Source organism: Amycolatopsis sp. cg5 (genome assembly GCF_041346955.1).
Taxonomy (GTDB): domain Bacteria; phylum Actinomycetota; class Actinomycetes; order Mycobacteriales; family Pseudonocardiaceae; genus Amycolatopsis.
Map to the genome: position 1 here is coordinate 8,048,881 of NZ_CP166849.1, position 19,636 is coordinate 8,068,516.

Consider the following 19,636-nt stretch of genomic DNA (forward strand, 5'->3'; position numbering starts at 1 on the left):
CTTTCTTACCGGCAGTAAGTCTACTGTTCAGTACATACCGCCGGTATGTCAAGCGGTCGCTAAAGTCATATTTATGACGGCAGTGGTACAGAACGTGGTCACCTCGGGCACCTTCGAACTCGACGGCGGCAGCTGGGCCGTCGACAACAACGTCTGGCTGATCGGCGACGACAGCGAGGTCATCGTCATCGACGCGGCGCACGACGCCGAGGCCATCGCCGACGTGATCGGCGACCGCGAGCTCGTCGCGATCGTCAGCACCCACGCGCACAACGACCATGTCAACGCCGCGCCCGCGCTCGCCGAGCGCACCGGCGCGCCGATCCTGCTGCACCGCGAGGACCGGGTGCTCTGGGATCTCACCCATCCAGGCCGCGCGCCGGACGGCGAACTCACCGACGGCCAGACGCTGACCGTCGCGGGCACCGAGCTGCGGGTGCTGCACACCCCCGGTCACGCGCCGGGCGCGGTCTGCCTCCACGTGCCGGATCTCGGCGTGCTCTTCACCGGCGACACGCTGTTCCACGGCGGCCCCGGCGCCACCGGACGGTCCTATTCGGACTATCCGACGATCGTGAAGTCCATCCACGACAAGCTTTTCGCGCTGCCCGACAGCACCGAGGTCCGCACCGGCCACGGTGAGAGCACGACGATCGGCGCCGAGAAGGCCGCCTCGACCGGGTGGGACTGAGCCGTTTGTCCCCGGATCTGGCCGAACTGCTCCGCGTCGCCAGGCGCACCGCGAACCTGACCCAGGAAGAGCTCGCGGAACGCTCGGGCATCAGCGTGCGCGCGATCAGCGACCTCGAACGGGGCCGCGCCCGCGCGCCGCAGCGGCGCACCGTCGAAGCGCTGGTGACGGCGGCCGGGCTCGGGTCGGCCGAGCGGCTGCTCATCCACCGCATCGCGAAAACCGCCAGGACCGGCCAGGAGAACGCGTTTCCCGCCTTCACCAAGGCATTGTGCGAACCGCCGTGCGCGATCGGCGACTTCGCGGGCCGTGACGCCGAGCTCGACTGGCTGGTCGAACTCGGCAAGGACCCGGTGACCTCGATCGCGGTGCTCACCGGCCCGCCCGGCATCGGCAAGACGAGCCTGGCGATCCGCGCGGGCACCACGCTCGCGTCGATCTTCCCCGGCGGTTTCCTCTTCCTGGAGCTGGACGGGCTCGCCGAACAGCCGCCCGCGCCGCCGCAGCTGCTGCGACGGCTGCTCGGCGCGCTCGGCGTCGAAGAGGACCAGCTGCCGCAGCAGCTCGACGACCTCGTGCCGCTTTACCGTGCGCTGCAACGGGAACGGCCGGTGCTGGTGCTGCTCGACAACGCCGCGGACGAGGCACAGGCCCGGCCGCTGGCCGCGACGATGCCCGGTTCGTTCACGATCATCACCAGCAGGCGCGGGCTGACCGGGCTGGAGTCGGCGGCGTGGCAGACGCTGGACGGGCTGGACGGCGACGAGGCGATCGACCTGCTGGCCAGCATCGCCGGGCAGGCGCGGATCGACCGGGAGCCGCTGGCCGCCGCCCAGGTCGCCGAGCTGTGCGGCAGGCTGCCGCTGGCGTTGCGCATCGCGGGCAACCAGCTGGCGAGCAGGCCGCGCTGGTCGATCCGGCAGCTCGCCGACCGGCTCGGCGAGAGCCGGTTTCCCGCGCTGGAAGCCGGTGACCTGCGGGTGCGCGCGGCGTTCGACGTGTCGTACCGGCAGCTCAGCGAGCAGGCCGCGACCGTGTTCCGCAGGCTCGCGCTGGTCGACGGCGAGCTGTCGGCCGAGGTGGCGGCCGTCGTCGCCCAGCTGCCCGAATGCGTCGCGGCGGACGCGATCGAGGAGCTCGCGGACGCCAGCCTGCTCACCCCGATGGCGTCCGACCGGCACTACGAGTTCCACGATCTGCTCCACGCCTTCGCGCGTGCGCTGCTCGCCGACGATCCGCACGAGCAGGCCCAGCGCCGGTTCACCGACTGGCTGCTCACCAGCGCCACCAAGGCGGGACTGATGTTCCTGCCACCAACCCTTGCTCCACATAGGACTGTCCAATCAGGACCTATTGCGGACATACGGACGCGCCAGGAAGCCTTGGCCTGGTTGCAGAGCAGGCAGCACGACTGGGTCGCCGCGTTACGCGTCGCCGCCCGGGAAGAGCGGCATGACACGGTGCTCGCGCTGACCGAGGCGATGCACTGGTACTCCGATCTCGGTGTCGCGCCCGAGATCTGGCCGGAGGTCTTCGAAATCGGCGTCGCCTCCGCGCGGGCGATCGGCAGCGCCCGCGACGAGGCGGTGCAGCTGAACCTGTTCGGCTGGGCGGTCGGCGTGCTGCTCGAACGGCGCGAGGAGGGCGTTCGGCTGTGCAGGCTCGCGCTCGCCGCGAGCGACCAGGCGGGCGAGCACGCCGAAGCGGGCTGGTCGCTGTTCTACCTCGCCTCGCTCGACCGGTCCATCGGCGACCTCGCCGCCGCGGCGGCGACCATCGACCAGGCCATCGAGCGGTTCCTCGCGGGCGCCGACCCACTCGGCGAGCACATCGCCAGGTCGGCGCGGGCGACCCTGCTGCTCGCCGAGGGCAGGCCGGACGAGGCCATCGACACGCACCGGCGCGCGGTCGCGTTCTTCCGCCGCCCCGAGCACCACCCGGAGACCGGCGGCGGCGCCATCCTGCTCGCGCACCGGCTGCTCCCGCTGGGCAACGCGCTGCGCGCACGGGAGGAGTGGGAACAGGCGCTCGCGGTGTTCACCGAAGCCGTCGGCCTGTTCCGCGCCGGCGGCATGCGCAGCGGCGAGGCACGCGCCCGGTACGGCATCGGCTCCGCGCTGTCCGGCATCGGCGACCTCGAAGCCGCCCGCGCGGAGCTGACCGCCGCGGTCAGGCTGCTGCGCGAGACCGGCGCCGGGCATCAGCGGGTGCGGGCACAGCGTGACCTCGCCGCGGTGCTCGACCGGCTCGGCGAGACCGAGCTGGCCACCGAGAACCGGCTCAACGCGCTCGAATTCTGTCTCGCGTGGGGCACCACCGAGACGCGTGCGCTGGCCGAAGAGCTGCGCGCCGAGACCGGCAGTTTCTGACCAGGCGGAACTTGCCGGTCGTTCCTCGTGGGCTTCCGGCCGTCTCCGGTGTGAACTCGACAGTGCGAGGCCGCCGTGCGCTCCGCCGGACCGGAACCCCCCACCTGGTCCGTCGTGGGTTGACAGGCGCACCGCGGCCGGGCCAGAAGAGCGGAGGGTGGACCGCCTCCCATCCTCCGCTCTGTCACCCTCGCCGGAGTCTGGGCGCGACCGGCTCCGGCCTGGCCTTCACCTTCGCCTCGCCGATCAGCCCGGCCGCCCACCGCCGCAGGCCCGCGATGTCGACGCCGTGCGGCGGCTCGGCCGCGAACGGCTCCAGGTTCTCCGAACCACGCTGCAGCAGCGCGGCGCCGCCGACGCCGTTGCCGCGCGCGATGTGGGTCAGCCCGACCGCCAGCTGGGCGAGCGCGCGCCAGAGCTCGCGCTCGGGACCGTCGGTGGACTTCCACGAGTCCTCGAACACCTCGTGCGCGTGGAACGGCTTGCCGTCGTCGAGCAGCCGCTGCGCCTCGGCCAGCGCCTGGTCCGGGGTCCGCTCGACGCCCTCCGGCTGGCGCTCGACCCCCTCGGCGTCGTACGGGAGCGGCCTGCCGAGGCCGTCCCGTGGCCTGGCGTTACGAGCCCGTCCCACTTCGTCACGATCGCGGTCGGCCATGCTTCGAGTCTGCCATGCGGTTACAGTGGTGACTCGTGCGCTTTCTTGATGGACATACCCCAGCTCACGACCTGACCTACGACGACGTGTTCCTCGTGCCGGGCCGCTCGGACGTCGAGTCGCGGTTCGACGTCGACCTGTCCACTGTGGACGGAACGGGCGCGACCATTCCCATCGTGGTGGCCAACATGACCGCCGTCGCGGGCCGCCGGATGGCCGAGACCGTCGCCCGCCGGGGCGGCCTGGTGGTGCTGCCGCAGGACGTCGACCCGGCCGCCGTGCACGACATCGTCGCCTGGGTGAAGAGCCGCCACACCGTGTGGGACACCCCCGTCGTGCTGACCGGCGGTGACGCCGTCGCCGACGCGCTGAACCTGGTGAGCAAGCGGGCGCACGGCGCGGTCGTGGTCGTCGACGACAACGGCAGGCCCGTCGGCGTCGTCGACGAGAGCGCCTGCGCGGGCGTCGACCGCTTCGCCAGGCTCGCCGAGGTGGCCGAGCCCGCGGCCGTCACGCTGCCGCTGGACACCGCGCCGCGCGAGGTCTTCGAGCGGCTGCACGACCACGGCGCCAGGCTGGCGCTGGGCGTCGACGCCGACGGCAGGCTCGCGGGCGTGCTGACCAGCGTCGGAGCGCTGCGCGCGGAGATGTACGCGCCCGCGGTCGACGCCAACAGCAGGCTGCGCGTCGCGGCGGCCGTCGGCGTCAACGGCGACGTCGCCGCGAAGGCCGAGGCGGTGCTCGCGGCAGGCGTCGACGTGCTCGTGGTCGACACCGCGCACGGGCACCAGGAGAAGATGATCGCCGCGCTGAAGGCGGTCCGGTCGGTCTCCCCGCGCGTCCCCGTGGTGGCGGGCAACGTCGTCACCGCCGAGGGCACCCGCGACCTGATCCACGCGGGCGCCGACGTGATCAAGGTCGGCGTCGGGCCGGGCGCGATGTGCACGACGCGGATGATGACCGGCGTCGGGCGGCCGCAGTTCTCGGCCGTGGCCGAATGCGCCGCAGCCGCCCGTGAGCTTGGCAAACACGTCTGGGCGGACGGTGGCGTGCGGCACCCGCGTGACGTCGCGCTGGCGCTGGCCGCGGGCGCGTCGGCCGCGATGGTCGGCTCGTGGTTCGCGGGCACCCACGAATCACCGGGCGACCTGCGCTACGACGAGCACGGGCGGCCGTACAAGGAGTCGTTCGGGATGGCGTCGAAGCGGGCCGTCGGCGCGCGGACGCGGACCGACAACGTCTTCGACCGGGCACGCAAGGCGCTGTTCGAGGAAGGCATCTCGGCTTCACGGATGGCGCTCGACCCGCAGCGCCCCGGCGTCGAGGACCTGCTCGACTCGATCTGCGCCGGCGTGCGCTCTTCGTGCACCTACGCGGGTGCGCGCTCGCTCGAGGAGTTCCACACCAAGGCCACGCTGGGCGTGCAGAGCGCGGCGGGCTTCGCCGAGGGGCGCCCGCTGCCTTCAGGCTGGTGATAAAGCGGGCTTTACTCCGCGGAGTAAAGCCCGCTTTATCCCGTTTCTATGCGCCGTGGTCCTCCAGCATCTCGGTCACCAGCGCCGCGATCGGCGAGCGCTCGGAGCGAGTGAGGGTGACGTGCGCGAAGAGCGGGTGGCCCTTCAGCTTCTCGATGACCGCCGAGACGCCGTCATGGCGCCCGACCCGCAGGTTGTCCCGCTGCGCGACGTCGTGCGTCAAGACCACTCGCGACGCGGTGCCGAGTCGCGAGAGGACGGTCAGCAGCACGTTGCGCTCCAGCGACTGCGCCTCGTCCACGATGACGAACGTGTCGTGCAGCGAGCGGCCCCTGATGTGCGTGAGCGGCAGCACCTCGAGCATCCCGCGGTCGAAGACCTCGTCCAGCACGTCCTGGCTGACCAGCGCGCCGAGGGTGTCGAACACCGCCTGCGCCCACGGCGACATCTTCTCGCTCTCGGAGCCGGGAAGGTAGCCGAGGTCCTGCCCGCCGACCGCGTAGACCGGCCGGAACACGACGACCTTGCGGTGCGCGCGCCGTTCCATCACCGATTCGAGGCCAGCGCACAGCGCCAGCGCCGACTTGCCGGTGCCCGCGCGCCCGCCGAGTGACACGATGCCGACGTCGGAGTCGAGCAGCAGGTCCAGCGCCACGCGCTGTTCCGCCGACCGGCCGTGCAGCCCGAACGCCTCCTTCTCACCACGCACCAGCCGGATCCGCTTGTCGGCCGTGACCCGCCCCAGCGCGCTGGAGCTGCCCGCGAGCAGCCGCAGCCCGGTGTGACAGGGCATCTCGGCGACCTCGTCCAGGCCGAACTCGACCGGGTCGACCGAGCTGGTGTGGAACAGCGCGTCGAGCAGCGTCTGCGGCGCGTCGACGTCGGCCATCCCGGTCCAGCCGGACGGCGTGACCTCCTGGGCGCGATACTCGTCCGCGTCCAGGCCGACCGCGCCCGCCTTGACCCGCAGCGGGACGTCCTTCGTCACCAGGGTGACACCGGGACGCTCCACGGCCAGGTTCAGCGCGCAGGCGAGGATGCGGTGGTCGTTCGAATCAGTGCGGAAGCCGACCGGCAGCACCGAGGGGTCGGTGTGGTTCAGCTCGACCTGGATGGTGCCGCCCTCCTCCCCGATCGGGAGCGGCGCGTCGAGCCTGCCGTACTGACGGCGCAGGTCATCGAGCATGCGCAGGGCTTCACGGGCGAACCAGCCCAGTTCGGGGTGGTGGCGTTTCGCCTCCAGTTCACTGATGACGACGAGCGGAAGCACCACACAGTGCTCGGCGAATCGGGTCACTGCCCACGGGTCTGAAAGCAGTACCGACGTGTCGAGCACATAGGTGTGCGGCTGGGACTCGGATGAGGCTTTCTCAGTGCCGACGGCACCGGTAGAAGAACGGCCAGAGGCCTTGCGGGGTAAACGCTGCGCAGTCACGACGGCATCTCCCTCGTGGGCGTGGGCACCACGCCCGCCACTCGCTGGGCCGGGCACTTCCCTGGCTGTCCGTTCTCCCTGACGCTTTGTCAGGTCGTACGGCCACGAGGGCCGGGTGCCGGCCCCCTCGCGCGCTTCATGAGTGGCTTCGCCACCCGATCTGCCACAGCCACGACCAGGGCCTCCCGCGAGGATCCGCATGGGACGCGAACCCTCACTGCGAAAGTTACCTGCGTTCAGGTTTTCGTGCATGGAGCCACACAGGTGATTCGCCGAACTGTCATCTCACTGTTGGTCGCGGGACATCAACCACGGGTGGAAGTTACCCTGCGTGATGGATCACCCGTACCGGGAACACTCGTTCGAATGGATCATGGGACACTTGTGTAAACAATTGCGGTAAACGGGCGTTATCACGTGACGATCATGGCCGCATTCTTACGCGCCGAAATTGAACCCGGGCGAGTGAAGTAATCCATTTCAGGCTCACACAATGGTGTCATCGGAGCAGCATGACGGGGGATTCGCTAGTAATTTTCGTGTTGCGGGACACACCACCGGACCTCCGGTGCCCCGGACCCCGATTCTCAATCTAGGAGTGTGTGCATAGTGAAGAAGGTTGCTGGCATCGTTGCCGCTACTGCAATTGGCCTGTCGGTCTTCGGCGGGACGGCCCTGGCCGCTCCGGCCGGCGAGCCCGCCGCCGCGACCCACAGCGACGACTGGCCGACGTTCGGCGACGCCGCCTCCTGGTTCATGGATGGCGGTGGCGCGCTGGGCTACGGCGCGGCCGCCGTGGTCGCGGGTGCCTACACCGGCATCGCCAACACCCCGGCGCTGATCCTCCACTCGCTGAGCAAGCACTGAGCGCTTAGCTGAAAAGCGGGGCCCCGGGCACACGCCCGGGGGCCCTTTTCGTATTCGTTCACGGTTTCCGGTAACAGTGTTACCGGAAACCGTTTCACGATGCGGCGCGCAGCGGTGAATCAGTTACCGAACCGGCGGTGTCGCCAAGCGTAATCACGCATCGCACGCAAGAAGTCGACACGGCGGAATGCGGGCCAGTAGGCCTCCGTGAACCAGAATTCCGAGTGCGCCGACTGCCAGAGCAAGAATCCGGAAAGCCGCTGCTCCCCCGAGGTCCTGATGATGAGGTCCGGGTCCGGCTGCCCCGAGGTGTACAGGTGCTCCGAGATGTGGTCGACGTCCAGTATCTTCGCGAGCTCCCTGATCGACGTGCCCTCGTCGGCCTGCTGGAGCAGCAGCTTCTTGACCGCGTCGGCGATCTCCTGCCGCCCCCCGTACCCGACGGCGACGTTCACCTCCATGCCCTTGCGGTCCTCGGTCCGCTCCGCGGCCGTGACGAGCCGCTTCGCGATGTCGTCCGGCAGCAGGTCGAGCGCCCCGACGATACGCAGCTGCCAGGGGTTTTCCGGCTTGGCCAGCTCCTCGGTGACGTCGGCGATGATCTGCAGCAGCGGCCCGACCTCTTCGGCGGGGCGGCTGAGGTTGTCGGTCGACAGCAGCCACATGGTGACCACCTCGACCTCGGCCTCGTTGCACCAGAGCAGGAAGTCGGAGATCTTCTGCGCGCCCGCCCGATGCCCGTCCGCGACGTCGGTGAAGCCCGCTTCTCTCGCCCATCTGCGGTTACCGTCGAGCATGATGGCGATATGCCGGGGATGCCTGCCGGCGGCCTGCTGGATCAGCCGCCGCCCGTAGGCGCTGTAGACGATGCTGGACATGAAGGACCGGAGACTCACGCCCGGAGAGCCTACGCACTCAATCTGTCTAGTGTGACTCGCCACGAGTACTGCCATTGAACCTACGGTCCCGTAACCTGGATGAGTGACTGTAGCGACCGAGACCGATCCCGTAGTAGACACGCGCCCCCGCCTGCGGGGACACATCCACTTCTGGTCTTTCTTCATCGCCGTCGCGGGCGCCGCCACGCTGATCTCGCTGGCCGCGTCCACAGTGTCCGCCCGTGCGGCACTGGCCACCTCGATCTACGGCCTGACCGTGCTCGGCCTGTTCGGCGTGAGCGCGCTCTACCACCGTCGCATTTGGAGCCCCCGCGCGTACAAGTGGATGAAGCGCGCCGACCACTCGATGATCTTCCTGTTCATCGCGGGCACCTACACGCCGTTCGGCCTGCTGGCCATGTCACAACCGGCGGGCTACATCGTCCTCGCGGTCGTCTGGGGCGGCGCCATCGCCGGCGTCGCGCTGAAGATGCTCTGGCCGCACGCGCCCCGCTGGCTCGGCGTCCCCATCTACATCGCGCTCGGCTGGGTCGCGGTCTTCGTACTGCCCGAATTGGCCGAGCATGCCGGGATCGCCGCTTTGGTCCTGCTGTGCGTGGGTGGCCTGTTCTACACGGTGGGCGCGATCTTCTACGCCTCGCGGTGGCCGAACCACTGGCCGGACACCTTCGGGTACCACGAGTACTTCCACGCCTGCACGGTGCTGGCGGCGACCTCGCACTACATCGCCATCTGGCTGGCCATGTACTCCTAGCCCGCCCAGGGTCGTGAGTGTTCCCGCCGGTTAGAACCGGCCGCATCACTCACGACCCTTTTTGCTGCCTCGCGCACCGGTCGCGCGCTCCCCGGCTGGGTCAGGGCCTCCCTCACTCGAGGCCACCAAGTCAGGGCCTCCCTGACCCGATATTTCGAGTCAGGGCCTCCCTCACTCGGGCCGACCGGGTGAGGGCCTCCTTCACTCGGGTTGACCGCAGGGTCCGGGGAAGATCCGCGATCGTCAGCCCAGGCCCGAGCGAATGTCCACACCGAACCAATCGCCCTACCATTCGTCCAACGATGTCGCTTTTGCGCGGATTGGCGGGCAACTCCGAAGGAGTGAACGAGGCGTTCACGAAGCTCATCGTTGCGAACGCCTCGTTCACGTGGATCAACCCATCTGGCCCGCCGCGGCCGCACGCAGGCACGCGTCCACAAAGGACTCAACTTCGTGCAACTTGTCTACTTTTGTCCCTTTTGTGTAGACCTTCGGGTCGACTTGAGAGGAACGAACGGGGCTTATGTTTCGCTCAGCTTCACAAGAGTGGCGTTTGTGCGCTTCGCGACGAGCAACTTTGCCGGAACCCTGCGGGCTGGCTGGGTGAGGGAGGCCCTCACCCGGCCGCATCACTCACGACTGTCCTTCTCGGACGTAACGGAAGCGCGCCGGATCGCGTTACCTGACAAACGAGAAGGAGCGGGCCGATGTGGGAAAAGCGCATGGAGTGGCCGCTCAACCTCGCTGCGCTACTGTTCCTCGCCGCCTACGCCTGGCCGATCCTCGATCCCACACTCGGCGCGACCGCCCGGCTCTGGTTCGAAATCATCACCTGGGGTTCCTGGGCGCTCTTCGCCTTCGACTACGCCGTCCGCCTGTATCTGGCAGGCGACAAGAAGACGTTCCTCAAAGAGCACGTCCTCGATCTGCTGATCATCGTGCTCCCGCTGATCCGCCAGCTCCGGCTGCTGCGCCTGGTCGCGGTGCTCAACATCCTCAACCGCAGCGCGGCGCTCTCGCTGCGGGGCCGCGTCGTCGTCTACACCGTCGGAAGTACCGCGATGATCGTGTTCTGCGCGGCGCTGGCGGTGCTCGAAGCCGAGCGGGGCGCGGAAAGCCCGACGATCAAGGACTTCCCGGATGCCGTGTGGTGGGCGATCACCACGGTGACGACCGTCGGCTACGGGGACCGCTACCCGGTCACGCACACCGGGCGGATCATCGCGGTCGGGCTGATGATGGCCGGGATCGCGTTGCTCGGTGTGGTCACCGCGACGCTGGCGTCGTGGCTGATCCGCCGGGTCGCGGAGGCCGAGGAGACGGCGCAGGCCGTCACCCGTGAGCATCTCAACGAGCTGGGCAGGCAGATCGCCGAGCTACGCGAGATCATCGAGCATGGGCGCGGCCAGGAACTGCTCGGGAACGGCGAAGGCGTCCACCAGCCGCCTGGCGTCCGGGCGGAGTTCCGCGCATAGCCTGTTGACGGCCGCGGTCACGGCCTTCGAGCCCGAGGGTGTCAGACGGCCGTGCTCCAGGAACCACGCTCGGTCGGCTTCGATGCTTGACAAGGCGTAGAGGTCGCAGACCTTCGACAGCAGCGGGTCGTCGGCACGCGCGGCGAACGACTCCAGGACCAGGCGCTCGACGTGCGCGCGGCCCGCGCGCAGCACGTGATCCTGCGCCGCGTTGAAGGTGTCGAACGGGGCTTCCCCCGCTTTCCGCAGGCGGCGGGCGAGGCTGTCGATGACGTGCTCTTCCCGCTCTTCGAACAGCTTGCGCTGCCAGTCACGGTCGAGCAGCGCGTCGGCGTCGGCACCTCGGAGCACGGGGGCCTTCTCCCTGACCGAGTCGACGAACTGCTCGACGACGAACCGGGCCACCGCGACCGGGCTCAGCTCCTCGAAGTGCTCCTTGTAGCTGGTCAGCAGGCCTTTCGCGACGAGCTGCAGCAGCACCGTGTTGTCGCCTTCGAAGGTCGTGAACACGTCCGTGTCCGCCTTCAGGTCGGCCAGCAGGTTCTCCGCGAGGTAGCCCGCGCCGCCGCACGCTTCGCGGGCGGTCTGGATGGTCGACGTCGCGTGCCAGGTCGCCACGGCCTTGAGACCGGCGGCGCGCGCTTCCAGCTCGCGTTGTTCTTCCTCTGGCGCGTCGGCGCCGATGTCGTTCAGCTTGGCGACGAGGTCCTCCTGCGCGAAGTGGAGGCCGTACGACTTCGCCAGTGCGGGCAGCAGCTTTCGCTGGTGCGCGAGGTAATCGAGCAGGACGACCTCGTCACCGCCCGGCTTGAAGAACTGCCGGCGGCCTTCCGCGTACCGCACGGCGAGGGTCAGCGCCCGCTCGGTCGCGGCGCCCGCGCTGCCCGCGACGCTCACCCGGCCGCGGATCAGCGTGCCGAGCATCGTGAAGAAGCGCCGGTTGTCGCTCTCGATCGGGCTCGAATACGTGCCGTCCTCGGCGACGTCGGCGAATCGGTTCAGCAGCGCTTCCCTTGGCACGCGGACGTTGTCGAACGACAACCGTCCATTGTCGACACCGTTGAGGCCCGCCTTGCGCCCGCAGTCCTCGATGGTCACGCCCGGCACCCGGATCGGCACCAGGAACGCGTGCACGCCACGGGTTTCGCCGCCCGTGATGAGCTGCGCGAACACGACCGCCATCTCACCATCGCGCGCGGCGTTGCCGATGTACTCCTTCTTGGCCGACGCGTCGGGGGTGTCGATGACGAACGAGCCGTCCTCGAACGTCGCCGTCGTCCGCAGGTGCTGGACGTCGGAGCCATGCCCGTGCTCGGTCATCGCGAAGCAGCCCAGCAGGTCGAGGCTCATGATCTGGCGCAGATACCGCTCGTGGTGCCGCGCGGTGCCCAGCAGCTGCACGGCGCCGCCGAACAGTCCCCATTGGACACCGGCCTTGACCATCAGCGACAGGTCGCCGAAACCGAGCATCCCGAACGCGGTGACGGCACCGCCCACGTCCGCCTTGCCGCCGTACTCGGCGTCGAAGCCCAGCGCGGGCAGATCCGTCTTCGCCAATGACTTGAGCTGCTCGAGCACCTGGGCACGGTGCGCCTCGACACTCAGGTCGGCCGGGGCTGGCACGTCCCCGAAGTCGGCGACATGCGCACGCGCGGCCAGGCGGATTTCGGCCCAGCGGCCGTCAAGGACTGTCGTCAGCGGATCGGGCACAGCGCCTCCCAAGGTCGTGCGGCAGAGTTACCCTGCCGCACGACCGGGAAAACCGCAGTGTGACCTAGATCGGTTTTCCGTTGATGGTCACGTTCGTGAACTTCAGGCCGTCGATGTTCTTCAGCACGTTCTTCGTGTCGGCGACACCGGTGAACTTGCAGTTCGTCGCGGTGAACCCGTGCACGTGCGAGTTCGACAGCCCGCTGACGTTGAACACCATCTGCCCGCACTTGGTCGCCGACGAGTTGGTGATGGTGAACGGCCCGAACGACGGGATGTTGTTACCCGTCTGGCTGTTGTAGGTCGGCAAGACGTACGCGATCGAGCGAGCGAAGGTCCCGGAAATGCTGTCCAGGTTGATGTTCTCCGAGAAACCGCCACGCTTCGTGTTCGACTTCACGTACAGCGCGAACTTCGTTTCACCCTTCACGGTGAGTTTGTACGCGTAGACGTTGCGGATGCCGCCGGTCTGCTCGCTGCCGCAGGTGATCGCGCCCCAGTTGCCGTTCATGACGCAGTTGGCGACCACCAGGTTCTGGCACGGCACGTTGACCCGGCGGCCGTCCTCGTCGCGGCCGGACTTGATCGCGATGTTGTCGTCGTGCGCGCCCAGGTTCGAGTTCACGATGACCACGTGGTCGCATGATTCGGGGTCGCACGCGTCGGTGTTGGAGTGCGCGGTGCTCGCGTCGGTGGTGACGCCGTCGACCGTGACGTTCTTGCACAGCGTCGGGTGCAGCTGCCAGAACATCGAGTTCTTGAGCGTGATGCCCTGGATCAGCACGGTCTCGCACGAATACGGCTCGACGAACGCCGACCGCATGGTGTGCCCCGAGCCGGGCACGATCCGCTTCTCCGGCGGGGTTCCCTTGGACACCAAGGATTCCAGGTACGCCCTGTCGGTGCCCTTGTTCCACGACGAGGTGCTGTTGGCGTCGAGGGTGCCGGTGCCGGTCAGCGCGATGTTCTTCTCTTTGAACGCGTAGATCATCGGCGAGCGGTTCATGCATTCGATGCCCTCGTACCGGGTCAGCACGGTCGGGAACTTCGACGAGTCGCCGCTGAACTTCAGCACCGAGCCGGTTTCGAGGTGCACGTCGACGTTGCTCTTGAGGTACACGGCGCCCGTGAGGAAGGTGCCCTTCGGCACGATCACGTGCCCGCCGCCCGCGGCGTTGCAGGCGTCGATCGCCTTCTTGATCGCGGCCGTGTTGTCGGTGCTGCCGTCGCCCTTCGCGCCGTACGCGGTGATGTCGAACTTCGCGTCGGGGAAGACGGGGAGCTTGGTCTCCGCGACGATCTGGTTCGCCGCGGGCCACGGCAGGTCGGGGACGCTGACCGTGTACTGGCCGGGTGCCGCAGCGGCGGAACGGGCCAGCAGCGGGGCGGCGACCGCCGCGCCCGCCACCGCGAGCCCGCCCTTGATCAGCTGCCGACGGTTGATCCTGCCGTCCATGAACGCCTTCTTTCCCATACGAAGGAACGTGCTGTCATGACGGCGGAGTCACACGCGAGAACTGTAGGCGGTTTTCTCACCGCTGGTCCATACCTAACCGAGATCGGGTCCCTTCGCCCGCAGATCGTCGACCTTCGACATGGCCTCACGCAGCTCACCGAGCCAGCTGTCGGCGTGCTGGCCGACGAGCCGGACGGCCCACGCGAGCGCCTCCGACCGCGAGCGCGCGACACCCGAGTCGACCAGCGTGTCCAGCACCAGGCGCTCCGGCTGGCGCAACCGGGTCATCACGGGCGCCGAAAGCGTCGTGAACAGCTCGGTGGTGCCGCCGATCTTCGCGCCCCAGGCGACCTTGCGCTGGTAGCGGTGCTCGGCCTGCCTGGCGATCTCGATGCGCGCGTCGCGGGTCTCCTCGCGGAACCGGCTGATCCGGCCCGACTCGGCGGCGGCGCGCGCGGCGTCGTCCTCGTACTGCTCCGTCAGCGCGGGCAGCTCGCCGACGACGACGATCTCCTCGCGGTCGACGGTGACCTCGGCGGCGCCGGTGAACCAGCCGTCGGGCAGGCGCCCGCCGAACCAGCCCGCGGCGTCGTCCGCCGAAGGCACCTCACCCTGCTGCCAGCCGCCTCGGCCCTTCCAGCCTCGTCCCATGAGTTCCTCCAGTGGCGATTACATGATTACATCGATACTCACGCTACGCCGGAATCACGAGATCAGGGGACGCGTTCACCGTCGGCGGACAGCCTCCGCCAGCTCCTCGACGCTGGTGACCGGGCGGTCGCAGACGTAGCCACGGCAAACGTATGCGGCTGCGGCTCCGTCGATCAGTGGGCGGTCGTGCAGCAGCGGGACGCAGCCGGGCTCGCCGCCCAGCACGATTCCGCCGCCGTGGATGCCGCGAGCGGCCGTGGTGACCAGCGCCTCGCGCTCGGGGCCGACGACGGCGACCTGGACCGGGCCGGACTGCATGGCCTCGGCGACGGTCAGCCAGTGCCCCGCGAACCTGGGCACCGTCGCCGCCAGCTGCCCGACGCGGCTCAACGCCTGCTCAGCGGCTTCGCGGTAGCGCGCGGCGTGCTCCGCGCCGGTCAGCGCCGACGCCGTGAGCAGTGCTTCCGCCAGCGCTGACGCACCGGCCGGGCTGGCGTTGTCGGTCGGGTCGGCAGGCCGCTGGACCAGGGCTTCGGCGTCGTCTGCGGTGTCGTGGAACGCGCCGGGCTCGCCCTCGACGCCGAACCTGGCGAGCGCGAAGTCGAGCAGCTTCACCGCCTCGGTCAGCCATCGCTTTTCAGCCGTCGCCTGGTGCAAGGAGAGGAAGCCCTGCGCGACGCAGGCGTAGTCCTCGAGCACGCCGTGTGCGTCGCCGACGACGCCGTCGCGTGAGCTGCGGCGGAGACGTCCGTCGACGAGATGCACGCTGACCAGCAGCTCCGCGGCCCGGTAGGCGGCGCCGATCCAGTGCTCGTTCTCCAGCGCGACGCCAGCCTCGGCCAGCGCGGTGATCGCGAGGCCGTTCCAGGAGGCGATGACCTTGGTGTCCTTGCCCGGCTGCGGACGGCCCGCGCGCACGGAGAGCAGGGTGCCGCGGATCCGCTCGAAGCGCTCGTCGTCGTCCGGGTCGCTGAGCAGGCGCAACGTCGACACGCCCTCCTCGAACGTGCCCTCCTCGGTGACGCCGAAGAGCTCCGCCGCCCAGACGCCGTCCTCGTCGCCGAGGTGTTCACGCAGCTGCGCGGGCGTCCAGACGTAGGTGAGGCCTTCGACGCCGTTCGTGTCGGCGTCCAGCGATGCCGCGAAGCCTCCCTCGGGGGTCGCGAGGTCGCCGAGCAGGAACGTCCCGCAGCCCTTGGCGACGCGCAGCGCGTTCGCGTCGCCGGTCCGGCGCGCGAGGTGTGCGTAGAGCCTGAGCAGCAAAGCGTTGTCATACAACATCTTCTCGAAGTGCGGCACGACCCAGCCCGCGTCGACCGAGTAGCGGGCGAAGCCGCCCGCCAGCTGGTCGTAGATGCCGCCACGCGACATCGCGCTCGCCGAATCCTCCACAATGGACAGAGCGTCGACCGAGCCGGTGCGCTCGTAGTGCCTGAGCAGGAACTCCAGCACCATGGACGGCGGGAACTTCGGCGCGCCGCCGAAGCCGCCGTGCACCTGGTCGACGTCACCCGCCAGCTTCTCGGCCGCGCCCTTCAGCGTTTCGGCGTCCACAGTGGACGCGGGCAGCGGCCCGGTCCGCTCGGCGAGGTGTGCGAGGATCTGCCCGGCGCCCTCGCGCAGCTCGTCAGGGCGGTCCTTCCAGGCGTCGGCGACCGCGACCAGCAGCTGCGAGAACGAGGGCATGCCCTGGCGCGGTGTCGGCGGGTAGTAGGTGCCGCAATGGAACGGCTTCCCGTCCGGGGTGAGGAAACAGGTCATCGGCCAGCCGCCCTGGCCGGTCATCGCCTGGGTCGCCGCCATGTAGACAGCGTCGATGTCAGGACGCTCCTCACGGTCTACCTTGATGTTGACGAAGTTCGCGTTCATCAGCGCGGCCGTGCCCTCGTCCTCGAACGACTCGTGCGCCATCACGTGGCACCAGTGGCAGGCGGCGTAGCCGACCGACAGCAGGATCGGCACGTCGCGCCGCTGCGCCTCCGCGAGTGCTTCGGGACCCCACTGCCACCAGTCGACCGGGTTGTCGACGTGCTGCAGGAGGTAGGGACTCGTGGCGCTCGCGAGGCGGTTCGGCATGGGCTCAGGGTCCCACGGATCGCATCGCTCAAAACTGTCGTACCCCTCTGACAGACTTGTCGTGAGTGAAGGGGGAACCATGATGAATCCGTCGGAAACCGCCCTGACCAGCAAGAACGATCGCGATCTGCTCGCGGCGCTCACCTCCCCGAACGGCCGGGCCGTCCGGGAGGCCGCGGCCCTGCTCGGCGAGCCGGGCCGCGTGCTGGACGTGGCGGCGTTTCTTTCGACCGTGCCCGCCGCGCTGCTCCATCCGGAGAAGATCACCGCGCGGGCGGTGCTCACCCTGCTCGAAAAGGTCGGCGAGGAGGAGCCGATCGGCGCGGCGGTGGCCGCCGCGCACGCGTTTTCCCATCCACACGAACAAGTTCAGCGGCACGCGGTCGGCATGGTCCGGCGGCTGGCAGGCGAAACGTGGCCGTCCGAAGTCCAGGCCAAGGCCGGCGCGCTGTCCACGCCGGTGCGCCGTGAGCTGGGCCTGGCGCCTGCCGGCCGAGACGTCACGGCGGCCTTCCCGCCACCGCCGACGCCGCGTTCACTGCCACCGATTCCCCGTACCGCAAGGCAAATCGCCGACGCGGTGACCGAGATCCTCAGTCACACAGCGGATCCGCTGCTGCTGGAGGTCACCGTCACCGGCCTGCTCGAGCTGCGCGAGGCCGATCTGCTCGAGCTGCGGCGGCTGCTCGAACCGTCGTCCCGCGCGCGCCGCGAGCACGATCCGGGCTGGAGCTGCCCGGTCGAGCCGTTCATGGATCTCGTGCGCGCGGTGGTCGACGGCGTCGCTCCCCCGGCGCCGCCGTCCTCGGCCATTCGCGGGGCCCGCTGGTGGCACAGCACGGTTTTCCTGCCGCCGAACCCGTTGTCGATCGTGCTGCTGCGGCTGCACGAGCTGGCGAAGATCGTGGCCGAGGGAGGGCGGCCACTGGTGACCGCGCAGCCGTCCTCGCCGGACGGCGGCGTGGAGCCGGGAAGGCGGCTGCCCGGACCAGAGCAGCCGCTGGAACGGCTGCTGACGTTGCTCCGGACGCCGCCGGAGCATCGCACCGAGTCGCCGCTGCCCCGGTACGGCATCCAAGTGGTGTGCGGCGAGGTCGCCACGCATCGGTACGCGTCGTCGACCGGCCTGCCCGAGCGCATGGCCGTCGCGCGGCTGACGGCCGGGCTGGGCTCGCCGGCGCCGTCGGATCCCCGGACCTTGCTGGTGGAGTCCGACGATCCGTTGCAGGAGGCCGAACTGCGGCTGTCGCCGAACCGGTCGGCGCTGCTGCCGTCGGCGCTGGCGTACTGGCCGCTGGTGCTGCCCTACGAGCCGGATCTGCTGACCGCGCAGTGGCTGCCGCACGTGTCGTCGGCGGCCGGTGACCGTGACGGCTACGGCGCGGCGACCGCGCTGAACTGGCTCGCCACGGCTCCGGTCGAGCTGGGTCCGGCCGGACCGGCCGCCTTCGCGGTCTCCTTGGGCGCCAAGGAGGTCGCGGCCCGGGTGGCGGCGGCGGAGGCCATCGCCGCGCGCTCCGTGGTGTCCACAGTGGACGACATCGGCCTCTCGCTCGCCGAGCTGGTCGCCGGTGGCGTCGTCAAGCCGAGCCGGGCGGGCCGCGCGCTCGGCGAGGTCGTCGAGATCGCGCCGAAGGCGGCGTGGCACATCGCCGCGACGGCGTTGCCGCAGCTGCTGGCGGCGAACACCAGGGACACGCATTTCCTGCTCGCGGCGGCGACCGAGGCCGCGGCGAAGCTGGGCAGCGTGGCCGTGACCAGCGGCGAGCTGGAGGACCTCCTGCTGCGGACCGCTCAGTTCCCCACCCAGCGCGGCCAGGCCGCGCGCAACCTGATCGCCGAGGTGAGCGCATGAGTTTCGACCACACCCACCGCTACCAGGGCGCTTCATCCGTCAACGAGAACAGGCTGCTGCTGTCGACGGCGGAGCGGGCAGGCGGGCATCCCGAGTTCTTCTCGGGCAGCCTGACCAGCCCGGCCGAGTCGGCGACGGCGCTGCTCGCCGTCGCCGAGGTGGCAGGCAAGCGGTACTACACGCCGCCGGCGATGCTCGCCGCGCTCCGGCGGCCCGCCGACCCCGTGGTCACCAGCGACGGTGAACGGCTGCGGTTCGAGTCGTTTTCCGCCTGCTGCGGGGTTTACGCCCGCTACGACCTGCTCGCCGACGGCCTCGACGGCGACGTGCAGGGCACCGGCACCACGAACGTCGATGTCAACGAGCCGCTGCGCAAGGCGCTGACCAGGATCGGCGCGGCGGGTGATCTGCGGCTGCGCGTCGGCCCGGATCGCCTGGTCGCGATGACCGGGGAGGAAGCGCTGATCGAGAAGCGGGTGCCGCTGCCGCAGCGGTGGCTGCGCGGCTTCGCCGAAGTGCAGGCCGCGTCCGCGCGCACCTCGCCGCGGATCCAGGTCGGCGCGGCCGAGGCGGTGCGATTCCTGCGTGGCCTGCCCCGGCATTCGGGCCGCGCGCCGCTGTGGGCGGTGCAGGCCGGAAGCGGGCTGCGGCTGACCTCACGGCCGTCGCCGCGCGCGGTGTGCTTGGCAGGCACGGAAAGGCTGCGCGGACTACTGCCTTTGCTGCGGTTCGTGCGAGGCCTGGTCGTCCACGGGCCGGAGGTCGACGCGAACAGCAGGCCGGCGCCGAGTGTCTGGGAATGGCAGCTGAGCACCGGCCGGGTGGTGCTGGCGCTGAGCCCCGAACTCTCGCGCGGGTTCTCAGGTGAGGGCAGCGTGCTGTCGTCGCTGAGCGAGGAGGGACTGACCGAAGACGCGGAACTGATCGCCGCGCTGCGGGTCGGTTACGACGTGGCGGAGTCGGCGTACTTCCCGCGTGAGCTGCCGTTCGATCCGGCGAAGATCGAGTCGAAGCATCCACGGCTCAAACACGCGCGGCAACTGGTCGCGGGTGGTCTCGTCCGGTCCGAAGTGGACGGAACCGCGTACGTGCGCAGCGGCGAGCTGGAACACCGGGTGACCGGAACCCGCTGCACCTGCCAGTGGTGGACGCACCACCAGGGCTCGCGTGGTCCGTGCAAGCACGTATTGGCCGCCAAGATCTATCTCCGTGGGGGCCAGATGCAACAAACCGCATGACGTGCGGGTGGTGATCAGTCAGGATCACTG

At 69.5% G+C, this 19,636-nt stretch carries 15 protein-coding genes; 8 read left to right on the forward strand and 7 right to left on the reverse strand.

Features of this window, described 5'->3' with window-relative positions:
- The first annotated feature begins 73 nt into the window (after positions 1-73).
- Entirely contained in the window at positions 74-691 is a 618-nt protein-coding gene (locus AB5J62_RS36365) for an MBL fold metallo-hydrolase (RefSeq protein WP_370944562.1), read from the forward strand.
- Positions 682-3,060, forward strand: coding sequence for a helix-turn-helix domain-containing protein (locus tag AB5J62_RS36370; protein WP_370944563.1), 2,379 nt, complete (start codon positions 682-684; stop codon positions 3,058-3,060). Before AB5J62_RS36365 ends, AB5J62_RS36370 begins: the two co-directional genes overlap by 10 nt.
- A 184-nt stretch (positions 3,061-3,244) precedes the next feature.
- On the opposite strand, the gene AB5J62_RS36375 is transcribed toward AB5J62_RS36370, so the two are convergent.
- Positions 3,245-3,715, reverse strand: a complete 471-nt coding sequence (locus AB5J62_RS36375) for a DUF309 domain-containing protein (protein ID WP_370944564.1) — start codon at positions 3,713-3,715, stop codon at positions 3,245-3,247.
- Between the two features lie 35 nt (positions 3,716-3,750).
- On the opposite strand from AB5J62_RS36375, the gene AB5J62_RS36380 reads away from it, so the two are divergent.
- Positions 3,751-5,190: a GuaB1 family IMP dehydrogenase-related protein gene (locus AB5J62_RS36380; RefSeq protein WP_370944566.1), complete on the forward strand. Its 1,440-nt coding sequence runs from the start codon at positions 3,751-3,753 to the stop codon at positions 5,188-5,190.
- A gap of 46 nt (positions 5,191-5,236) precedes the next feature.
- Here AB5J62_RS36380 and AB5J62_RS36385 read toward each other — a convergent pair whose 3' ends face one another.
- Positions 5,237-6,526, reverse strand: coding sequence for a PhoH family protein (locus AB5J62_RS36385; protein WP_091289910.1), 1,290 nt, complete (start codon positions 6,524-6,526; stop codon positions 5,237-5,239).
- A 708-nt stretch (positions 6,527-7,234) separates the two neighbouring features.
- On the opposite strand from AB5J62_RS36385, the gene AB5J62_RS36390 reads away from it, so the two are divergent.
- The gene (locus AB5J62_RS36390) at positions 7,235-7,492 is read left to right on the forward strand and encodes a hypothetical protein (RefSeq protein ID WP_370944568.1); all 258 of its coding nucleotides are present in this window, start codon (positions 7,235-7,237) and stop codon (positions 7,490-7,492) included.
- Between the two features lie 119 nt (positions 7,493-7,611).
- Here the strand turns inward: AB5J62_RS36390 and AB5J62_RS36395 are convergent, their stop codons facing one another.
- Positions 7,612-8,370, reverse strand: a complete 759-nt coding sequence (locus tag AB5J62_RS36395; RefSeq protein ID WP_370950430.1) for an isoprenyl transferase — start codon at positions 8,368-8,370, stop codon at positions 7,612-7,614.
- A 103-nt stretch (positions 8,371-8,473) separates the two neighbouring features.
- Between AB5J62_RS36395 and AB5J62_RS36400 the strand changes: the two genes are divergently transcribed.
- Both AB5J62_RS36400 and AB5J62_RS36405 read left to right on the forward strand, forming a co-directional pair.
- Positions 8,474-9,145 (forward strand): hemolysin III family protein, encoded by a 672-nt coding sequence (locus AB5J62_RS36400; protein WP_370944569.1) that lies wholly within the window; start codon positions 8,474-8,476, stop codon positions 9,143-9,145.
- 707 nt (positions 9,146-9,852) lie between these two features.
- A complete protein-coding gene (locus tag AB5J62_RS36405; RefSeq protein ID WP_370944570.1) occupies positions 9,853-10,620 on the forward strand; it encodes a potassium channel family protein in 768 nt (255 codons plus the stop codon).
- Here AB5J62_RS36405 and AB5J62_RS36410 read toward each other — a convergent pair.
- From AB5J62_RS36410 to AB5J62_RS36425, 4 genes are all read right to left on the reverse strand, one after another.
- Entirely contained in the window at positions 10,522-12,330 is a 1,809-nt protein-coding gene (locus AB5J62_RS36410; RefSeq protein ID WP_370944571.1) for an acyl-CoA dehydrogenase, read from the reverse strand. The genes AB5J62_RS36405 and AB5J62_RS36410 overlap by 99 nt on opposite strands.
- A gap of 64 nt (positions 12,331-12,394) precedes the next feature.
- On the reverse strand, positions 12,395-13,786 hold the full coding sequence (locus AB5J62_RS36415) for a glycoside hydrolase family 28 protein (RefSeq protein ID WP_370944572.1): 1,392 nt from the start codon (positions 13,784-13,786) through the stop codon (positions 12,395-12,397).
- A 93-nt stretch (positions 13,787-13,879) separates the two neighbouring features.
- On the reverse strand, positions 13,880-14,437 hold the full coding sequence (locus AB5J62_RS36420; protein WP_370944573.1) for a hypothetical protein: 558 nt from the start codon (positions 14,435-14,437) through the stop codon (positions 13,880-13,882).
- Positions 14,438-14,512: 75 nt separating this feature from the next.
- On the reverse strand, positions 14,513-16,513 hold the full coding sequence (locus AB5J62_RS36425; RefSeq protein ID WP_370944574.1) for a thioredoxin domain-containing protein: 2,001 nt from the start codon (positions 16,511-16,513) through the stop codon (positions 14,513-14,515).
- Positions 16,514-16,592: 79 nt separating this feature from the next.
- Between AB5J62_RS36425 and AB5J62_RS36430 the strand changes: the two genes are divergently transcribed.
- Positions 16,593-18,368, forward strand: a complete 1,776-nt coding sequence (locus AB5J62_RS36430) for a hypothetical protein (protein ID WP_370944575.1) — start codon at positions 16,593-16,595, stop codon at positions 18,366-18,368.
- Positions 18,365-19,606: an SWIM zinc finger family protein gene (locus tag AB5J62_RS36435; protein WP_370944577.1), complete on the forward strand. Its 1,242-nt coding sequence runs from the start codon at positions 18,365-18,367 to the stop codon at positions 19,604-19,606. The genes AB5J62_RS36430 and AB5J62_RS36435 overlap by 4 nt, the downstream gene beginning before the upstream one ends.
- Positions 19,607-19,636: the final 30 nt, after the last annotated feature.

Coding starts and splice junctions, on each gene's coding strand:
- AB5J62_RS36430 (WP_370944575.1), top strand. CDS start 16,593: ATGATGAATCCGTCGGAAACCGCCCTGACCAGCAAGAACGATCGCGAT.
- AB5J62_RS36395 (WP_370950430.1), bottom strand. CDS start 8,370: ATGTCCAGCATCGTCTACAGCGCCTACGGGCGGCGGCTGATCCAGCAG.
- AB5J62_RS36365 (WP_370944562.1), top strand. CDS start 74: ATGACGGCAGTGGTACAGAACGTGGTCACCTCGGGCACCTTCGAACTC.
- AB5J62_RS36375 (WP_370944564.1), bottom strand. CDS start 3,715: ATGGCCGACCGCGATCGTGACGAAGTGGGACGGGCTCGTAACGCCAGG.
- AB5J62_RS36405 (WP_370944570.1), top strand. CDS start 9,853: ATGTGGGAAAAGCGCATGGAGTGGCCGCTCAACCTCGCTGCGCTACTG.
- AB5J62_RS36435 (WP_370944577.1), top strand. CDS start 18,365: ATGAGTTTCGACCACACCCACCGCTACCAGGGCGCTTCATCCGTCAAC.
- AB5J62_RS36420 (WP_370944573.1), bottom strand. CDS start 14,437: ATGGGACGAGGCTGGAAGGGCCGAGGCGGCTGGCAGCAGGGTGAGGTG.
- AB5J62_RS36415 (WP_370944572.1), bottom strand. CDS start 13,786: ATGGACGGCAGGATCAACCGTCGGCAGCTGATCAAGGGCGGGCTCGCG.
- AB5J62_RS36425 (WP_370944574.1), bottom strand. CDS start 16,513: ATGCCGAACCGCCTCGCGAGCGCCACGAGTCCCTACCTCCTGCAGCAC.